Origin of the sequence: uncultured Thiodictyon sp. (assembly GCA_903837595.1) — a bacterium.
GTDB lineage: Bacteria > Pseudomonadota > Gammaproteobacteria > Chromatiales > Chromatiaceae > Thiodictyon.
Map to the genome: position 1 here is coordinate 1 of CAILVI010000435.1, position 7,340 is coordinate 7,340.

The 7,340-nt window shown below is 64.6% G+C and carries 6 protein-coding genes, 1 tRNA gene and 1 pseudogene; 4 read left to right on the plus strand and 4 right to left on the minus strand.

What is annotated here, in order from left to right:
* Window positions 1-324 precede the first annotated feature (324 nt).
* Both QZY44_RS35945 and QZY44_RS25830 read left to right on the plus strand, forming a co-directional pair.
* A pseudogene (locus tag QZY44_RS35945) lies at window positions 325-534 on the plus strand (helix-turn-helix domain-containing protein); the annotation flags it as partial.
* 107 nt (window positions 535-641) lie between these two features.
* Window positions 642-1,727, plus strand: a complete 1,086-nt coding sequence (locus QZY44_RS25830; RefSeq protein ID WP_295454928.1) for a site-specific integrase — start codon at window positions 642-644, stop codon at window positions 1,725-1,727.
* Between the two features lie 14 nt (window positions 1,728-1,741).
* Here the strand turns inward: QZY44_RS25830 and QZY44_RS25835 are convergent.
* Window positions 1,742-1,817, minus strand: a tRNA-Ala gene (locus QZY44_RS25835).
* A gap of 113 nt (window positions 1,818-1,930) precedes the next feature.
* Window positions 1,931-2,749 (minus strand): cytochrome c biogenesis protein CcsA, encoded by an 819-nt coding sequence (gene ccsA / locus QZY44_RS25840; RefSeq protein ID WP_295454930.1) that lies wholly within the window; start codon window positions 2,747-2,749, stop codon window positions 1,931-1,933.
* Between the two features lie 165 nt (window positions 2,750-2,914).
* On the opposite strand from ccsA, the gene ffh reads away from it, so the two are divergent.
* Both ffh and QZY44_RS25850 read left to right on the plus strand, forming a co-directional pair.
* Window positions 2,915-4,315, plus strand: coding sequence for a signal recognition particle protein (gene ffh / locus QZY44_RS25845; protein ID WP_295454932.1), 1,401 nt, complete (start codon window positions 2,915-2,917; stop codon window positions 4,313-4,315).
* Between the two features lie 10 nt (window positions 4,316-4,325).
* Window positions 4,326-4,661 carry a hypothetical protein gene (locus QZY44_RS25850; protein WP_295454934.1) on the plus strand — a complete coding sequence of 112 codons (336 nt, stop codon included), beginning with the start codon at window positions 4,326-4,328 and terminating at the stop codon, window positions 4,659-4,661.
* A 61-nt stretch (window positions 4,662-4,722) separates the two neighbouring features.
* Here QZY44_RS25850 and lgt read toward each other — a convergent pair whose 3' ends face one another.
* Together lgt and creD are read right to left on the minus strand one after the other, a co-directional pair.
* Complete coding sequence (gene lgt / locus QZY44_RS25855; protein ID WP_295454936.1) at window positions 4,723-5,544, minus strand: prolipoprotein diacylglyceryl transferase; 822 nt, start codon at window positions 5,542-5,544, stop codon at window positions 4,723-4,725.
* A 102-nt stretch (window positions 5,545-5,646) separates the two neighbouring features.
* Window positions 5,647-7,059 (minus strand): cell envelope integrity protein CreD, encoded by a 1,413-nt coding sequence (creD, locus tag QZY44_RS25860; protein WP_295454939.1) that lies wholly within the window; start codon window positions 7,057-7,059, stop codon window positions 5,647-5,649.
* Window positions 7,060-7,340 lie beyond the last annotated feature (281 nt).

Here is a 7,340-nt window from a genome sequence, read left to right on the forward strand (position 1 = left end):
ACTGCCGCTCACCAAGCTTCCATACACTAATCGCTGTGTAGTGCCGACCTTTGCCCCTGCGGTGCAAGCCAACCAATGGGTTACGTGAAAAATAGGCGCGAATAGTCGAAGACGGGTTAACAGTGATCAAGCGCGTTTGGTGTTTTTTTAAAGCTTTAAAAGTGCTATTCTGTTTTCTAGGACTGATTCAGTTCCGGCCCCCTTCGCCGCCAAACGCTCGTACAGCAAAGGAATCCTTCATGTGACTCAGACTCAACAGGCTCGCCCGCTCGATCTTGCTGGTCGCATTCATGCCGCTGTCATGCATCCCAGCACAGACCAGACATGCCCACGCCCGAACCGACAGCGCTCCTCGCTCCGACGCCTCCCCGGTGGACCGCGATCGTGAATGAACCCCTGGCCCTGACACTGGACGCAACCGCGTTGGCCCTGTCGGTCTCGCCGCGCACCGTACGCCGTCTTCTGGACGCGGGCGAGCTGGCGCCGGTGCGGATCGGCCGGGCGGTGAGGGTGAGTGCCGCCAGCGTGCGCGCCTTCGTGGAGCGTGCAGAGGGTGGTGCCACCGCCGCAGTTCGTACGCCTGCCAACAGTGACACGCGTGCTACTCTCCCGCAATTCTCAGAACGCAGAGGCGCCAGCGAATGCCGTACAAACGGATCAAAAGCCCTTTCTGGTTGGTCAGTTACATCGATAAGTTCGGCAAGAGAGTTAGACGCTCTACTGAAACCGAGGACCGGGCCGAAGCCGCCGCACTCGAAGCGAAATGGAAACTCGAAGCCTACCGCGCCGAGCACTGGGGCGAGCAGCCGAGCAGGTCGTTCGAGGATCTGATGTGCGCCTGGCTCCAACATGCGGAGCAGGAGAAGCGTCCGAACGGATTCCGCCGCGATCAAGACTGCACGGTGCATTTACGCGCGGCATTCGGCGGGTTGGACCTGGCGGAGATCGGGCCCGCGCGCGTGCGGACGTACATCAACAATCGGCGCGGGGCCGGGGCCAAGCCTGGTACCGTGAACCGCGAACTGTGTGTACTGTCTGCGGCCCTGAACTTTTCCCGGACCGAACTGGAATGGGACGTCGCGAACCCAGTGGTCGGGCGTAAGTTGCGGGAGCCCGAAGGTCGGTTACGCTGGCTAACCAGCCAGGAAGCCGCGGCCCTGATCGACGCTGCGGGCCTGGAAGAACAGGCGGAACATCTGCCTGACTTTATTCGGCTCGCCATCAACACAGGTTGTCGCAAGGGTGAGTTGTTGGGTCTGGAGTGGTCGCGCGTGGACTTTGACGAGCGTGTCATCCGCTTGGAGGGGGCCCACACCAAGACCGGAACGCGTCGTGCCGTGCCGATCAACGCCGAGGCCCTGCGTGCGCTACAATCGCGGCTCGCTTTCCGTGTGGCGCGCTGCCCAGGATCACCGTGGGTCTTCGCCCATGCGACTGGCGAGCGAATCGGCGACATCAAGCACGGCTTCAAGACAGCGTGCGAGCGATCCGGCATCGTGGATTTTCGGATTCACGACCTGCGGCACACCTGCGCCGCGTGGTTGGTCCAGGCGGGAGCCGCCTTGGCCGAGGTGCGGGATGTACTGGGACACTCGACGATCAGGATGACCGAGCGATATGCCCACCTGGCGCCAGAGAACACCCGGTCGGCGCTAGCCCGCCTCGACAATGCCGGGTCACAATCCGGTCACACGACATCGCGAAGTGGAGTTAAGAATGCTAGCTAACTGTCTAATTAAATTGGTGGAGCAGAGGGGGATCGAACCCCTGACCTCCGCATTGCGAACGCGGCGCTCTCCCAGCTGAGCTACTGCCCCGAGTGATTACCCCGCTGAGGGGGAATCGCGCTGACCGGTCATCCGTGGCCGCCGTCAGCAGAACGACAATTTTGCACTATTCGTGGGGTCCTGGGCAAGCCCCACGAACGATTTTAGCCCATCGTGCGGTGCAGCATGAGTTCCAGCACCGCCTTACTGCCGAAGTAGGCGAGGATCAGGATCACGAAGCCGCTCAGGGTCCAGATGATGGCCGTGCGACCACGCCAGCCGTAGCGGAACCGCCCGAGCAGCAGCCCGCCGAAGACCAGCCAGGCCAGGGTCGACAGCACGGTCTTGTGGACGAGATGCTGGGCGAACATGTTCTGAAGGAAGGCGAACCCGGACAGGAGCGCGAAGGTCAGGAGCACGAACCCAGCCGCGATCATCTCGAACAGCAGGCTTTCCATGGTCTGGAGCGGCGGCAGCCCCCTGACAAAACCGCCAGGCTGGCGGCTGCGCAGGTGATGGTCCTGAATCGCCAGCAGGACGGCCTGCACCGCGCCCAGCGTCAGCAGGCTGTAGGCGAGCATCGACAACAGCACATGGACCTTCAGGTCCCAGCCGGCCGCCGGGCTCATGAAGGCGACCTCGCCGAAGCGTGCCTCCAACCCGATGCTCAGGGCGGCCAGCGGGAGCAGGATCAGGCCCAGGTTTTCCACCGGCTTGGTCAGGCTGGAGACCATGAGCAGCGCGATCACGGTCCAGGTTGTGAGGGCCAGTGCATTGAAAAATAGTAGATTAAGTCCCGTGTGACTGAAGATGCTGTCCCACAGCAACCAGGTGTGCAGGACCAGTCCGGCAAAGCCGAGTGAGAGCGCCAGGTCGCGCTTGGGGACCCAGACGTCCGTCGAGCGGAACAGGCGCAGCCCGATCGCGCCAGTGGCGGACAGGTAGAAGAGGATGGCGGTGACGGCGAGTAGGGTATGTTTCATAGCGGCGCATAATCTCATAAACCGCCGATCGGGAAAACGCCGCGGCGGGCGGTATACTGTCTGACCTTGTGCATCCGGCGTGCCGGGCGTGTCGACATCGCCGGGTGGCGGGCGCGACCATTAGAACACAGCGGCGCCGACCGGGGCGATCATTAGGGGGCAAGTATGTTCGAGAATCTCCAGGAGCGCTTCGGGCGTGTCCTGAAAGACCTGCGGGGTCAGGGGCGCCTGACCGAGGACAACATCAAGGACACGATGCGCGAGGTGCGCATGGCCCTGCTGGAGGCGGACGTGGCCCTGCCGGTGGTGCGCCAATTCGTCGAGCAGGTGCGGGCCAAGGCCTTGGGCGAGGAGGTGATGAAGAGCCTCACGCCCGGCCAGGTCCTGATCAAGATCGTCAACGACGAGCTGATCGCCCTGATGGGCGAGGCCAACGAGCGCCTGGACCTCACCGCTCAGCCCCCCGCGGTGGTGCTGATGGCCGGGCTCCAGGGCTCGGGCAAGACCACCAGCGTGGCGAAGCTTGCCCGTTGGCTCCAGGAGAAGCAGAAAAAGACCGTGGTGGTGGTCAGTTGCGACGTTTACCGTCCGGCGGCCATCGAGCAACTGCGCACCGTGGCCGCCGAGGTGGGCGCCGGGTTCATCCCGAGCAGCGGGGAGCAGAACCCGGTCGACATCGCCCGCAACGCCGTGGACACGGCGCGCAAGCAGTTCAAGGACGTGCTGATCGTGGATACCGCCGGTCGGCTGCACGTCGACGCGGCCATGATGGATGAGATCAAGGCCATCCACGCCGCCATCCGGCCGGTCGAGACCCTGTTCGTGGTCGATGCCATGACCGGTCAGGACGCGGCCAACACGGCCCGCGCCTTCGACGAGGCCCTGCCGCTCACCGGTATCATCCTCACCAAGACCGACGGCGACGCCCGCGGCGGTGCGGCGCTCTCGATCCGGCAGATCACCGGCAAGCCGATCAAGTTCTTGGGTACGGGTGAGAAGACCACAGCCCTGGAGCCCTTCCACCCGGACCGGGTCGCCTCGCGCATCCTGGGGATGGGCGACGTGCTCTCACTGGTGGAGGAGGTCCAGTCCAAGGTCGACCGCGAGCAGGCCGAGCGTCTGGTCAAGAAGCTCAAGAAGGGCAAGGACTTCGATCTGGCGGACTTCCGCGAGCAGTTGGTGCAGATGACCAAGATGGGCGGCATGGCGAGCCTGATGGATAAGCTCCCGGGCATGAGCCAGGTCCCTGAGCACATGAAAAATCAGGTCAACGATAAGGCGATGGGCAAGTTGGCCGCGATCATCGACTCGATGACGCCCCAGGAGCGCCAGTTCCCGGCGATCATCAAGGGGTCGCGGCGACGGCGCATCGCACAGGGTTCCGGGACCCAGGTACAGGACGTTAACCAACTGCTCAAGCAGTTCACCCAGATGCAAAAAATGATGAAAAAGATGAAAGGCGGCGGAATGGCGAAGATGATGCGCGCCATCGGTGGTCGCATGCCGGGCGGATTCCCCGGCGGTTTCCCGGGTGGCGGTATGCCCCCGGGTGGGTTCCACCTGTAGGCCGCTGACCATGCACTATCGCGTCTACTATCTCTTCGACCGCTTCGGCGAATCGGTCTCCTCCGCCAGCGCGGTGGAGATGAGCGCCCGCAACATCTGCGAGCAACTACTCCCGCGGCTACAGTCGGAGGACGACTTTCTCGGCATCATGGACCCCGCAGAGCACATCCTGCAGATCCTGTGCGAACGCGAGGCCGATCGCTACTGGGTCGAGATGCCGATGGAGGCGGCCAAGGCCTCCTATGGCACCTATATGAACCTGGTGGAGTTGCGCGCATTCGTGGCGCAGATGCCTGCCGTGTTCGACTCTAAGGTGATTCCGGGGATGGTGTACCGGCCCTGGTAGAGAGGAGTCGGGGCGTCCCGCCCAGAAATCTTTGCCGCCGGGGCGGGACGCCCCGGCTCCTCTAGCGGCGGCGGTAGGCGAGTAACAGAAACAGTGCGCCGCACAGGATCATCGGAGTGGACAGGATCTGCCCCATGGTAAGCCAATCGAAGGCGAGATAGCCCAACTGGACGTCCGGTGTGCGGACGAATTCGATGGAGAAACGGAAACACCCGTAGAGCAACAGGAAGAGCCCGGACACGGCCATCATCGGCCGCGGGCGGCTGGAAAAGGTCCACAGGATCAGGAAGAGCGCGAGGCCCTCAAGGCCCGCCTCGTAGAGCTGGGACGGGTGGACCGCCGGGCTCAGCAGCGTGCCGATGGGCTGGTCCGCGCAGGCGGCTGGGAACCGGGCGCAGGGGAGCTGCAGGCCCCAGGGCAGGTCGGTGCGGTGCCCCCACAGTTCACCATTGATGAAGTTGCCGATGCGCCCGAACATCAGGCCGGTGGGGACCAGCGGGCTCACGAAGTCGGCTACCTGGAAAAAGTGCAGGCCCTGGTGGCGGGCGAACACCAACATGGCGACGATGACCCCGATCAGGCCCCCGTGGAAGGCCATGCCGCCCTCCCAGACCTTAAAAAGATTCAGCGGGTTGGCGAGTATCTGGTCGAACCCATAGAAGAGCATGTAGCCGAGCCGGCCACCCGCGATGACGCCGATGATGCAGTAGAAGATCACATCATCCACCATCTCGGCGGTCCAGCCCGAGCCAGGGCGCGCCGCCCGGCTGCGCGCCAACGCCCAGGACAGGGCAAAGCCTGCCAGATACATGAGCCCGTACCAATGCACGCGCAGGGGTCCGATGGCGACGGCGATGGGGTCAATGTCGGGGTAGGTCAGCATGGGCGGGGATGGTATCACGGGCGGAGGCGATCTTGGCGTGAGACTCGTGAGACACCCGGGCCAGGTGTAGGTCGCCCTTCAGGGCGACCCTCCGCGCTGGCGTCAATCAGGCGTCCGGCCGGCCGGTGCCGTGGCGCGCCCCGGGTCAGTGGCTCCGACGCTGTACCAGTCGAGCTGGCGGGTGATGACCATGACCAGGGCCAGCAGTCCGAAGAGCAGCAGTGAGCCCATGAGCAGCGCGGTGTCCTCGTTGATCAGGAGCCCGTAAAGTGCCGCGAACAGGGCCGCGAGCAGTCCGGCGAAGCCCAATCCCCGCCGCGCGCTCCCCAGCACATGGCTGAGGTAGAACCCCTGGAGCGCAATACTGGCGCCGGCCGCGAACGCATAGGCCAGGGTGAACGGGACCTGCTCGGAGAGGCTCAGCAGCAGCAGGAAGAAAATGGCCAGTGCCAGCCCAACCAGCAGATACTGGGCGGGGTGGATGCGCAGTGACTTGAGCAACTCGAACAGGAAGAAGGCGGCAAAGCTCAAGGCGACGAACAAAAAGCCATATTTCAGTGCCCGGTCCGCCATGGAATAGACGTTGATGGGCTCGATGAAACGCACGCCAAAGGCGTCCCGGTAGGCCCGCTCCCAGGCGCGACCCTCACGCGCGGCAGCGGTGAAGGCCGCGGGGGCCTTGGTCGCCAAGGCGGTGACCTCCCAGCGGGCGCTGAAGCCGGCGACGGTGCCTGCCCGATCGCGTGGCAGCGGCAGGAAGGCGCCGTCGAAGCTCGGGTGCGGCCATGGTGAATCGATCGCGACCCGGGTGGTCTCTGCGAGCGGGAGGAAGTCCACGGCCTCGGTTCCGCGCACCGCCAGCGTCAGCGAGAAGGGCAGGGACAGGGCCGCCCCGGGCTTGAGTGCAACGGCGTCTGCCCGAATCCCGTCGGGCAGGGCCGCGAGCCCGCTGCCGTTACGAAAGTTCAATGGTGCCCCGTCCAAGGTCAGTTGCGGGGTGCTCGCGAGCCCGCGGGTGTCACTGACGAAGACGCTGACGAAGGGCGTCCCCCAGGTCACTTTGACCCCTTCGCGCACACCCGGCAGGGCCGGTGTGACCGAGACCTCGAAGCGCCCCGTCACCGTGGCCGTCAGATCATAGACCAGGGCCTTGAACAGCCCGCGTCGCTTGAAATCAGTGGTCGCGTGGGTGGACCAGTCGGCCAGGCTCGGCAGCACCACCCAGCGCCCCTCGCTGCGGCGCTGGTGTTCGCGCTGTACCCGGCTGGCGGTCCCGGGCGGGGCGTTGGCGATGTCCTCCAGGACCGTCTCGGTCCATTCCAATGCATACGGGAAGACCAGGACCGGGCCGCCCAGGGTCTGGGCACCGGAGAGGCTCGCCGCCACCTCCCGGACGACGGTCGCCTGGCGGGCCTGGCGCTCGCCGACGGTGTTGTGGATCATCTCCAGTGGCACCAGCAGGGCCAGAGCGAGTGCCGCGGTGAGCGCGGCCTTGATGAGAAGGGTCTTTTGCATGGCGGTCTCCGGTCGGTTGATGGACCGGGACAGTCTGGACCTGCCGCGTGAAACCCTAGTCGAGTTCAGGTGAAAGTCGGTGAAGTTTGGGTGAAGTCGGGGTGAACAGTGACGTCTTGATCGTCGTTGCGGCCACCGGAGGTCAAGGCTTCAGCCGGTCCGGCGTGCAGGAGCCGCAGAATTTCCTCGGATAGGTCGGGAACCGCCACCGGCTAACGGCCATGGCGCCCGCACCACCCCGCAAGATGAAAGTGGCGGGCGCCTTGGCCGTTCCCCTCCCC

Excerpts from the sequence above, each read along its gene's own strand:
- QZY44_RS25850 (WP_295454934.1), top strand. The coding sequence starts at position 4,326 with ATGCACTATCGCGTCTACTATCTCTTCGACCGCTTCGGCGAATCGGTC.
- ccsA (WP_295454930.1), bottom strand. The coding sequence starts at position 2,749 with ATGAAACATACCCTACTCGCCGTCACCGCCATCCTCTTCTACCTGTCC.
- creD (WP_295454939.1), bottom strand. The coding sequence starts at position 7,059 with ATGCAAAAGACCCTTCTCATCAAGGCCGCGCTCACCGCGGCACTCGCT.
- lgt (WP_295454936.1), bottom strand. The coding sequence starts at position 5,544 with ATGCTGACCTACCCCGACATTGACCCCATCGCCGTCGCCATCGGACCC.
- ffh (WP_295454932.1), top strand. The coding sequence starts at position 2,915 with ATGTTCGAGAATCTCCAGGAGCGCTTCGGGCGTGTCCTGAAAGACCTG.
- QZY44_RS25830 (WP_295454928.1), top strand. The coding sequence starts at position 642 with ATGCCGTACAAACGGATCAAAAGCCCTTTCTGGTTGGTCAGTTACATC.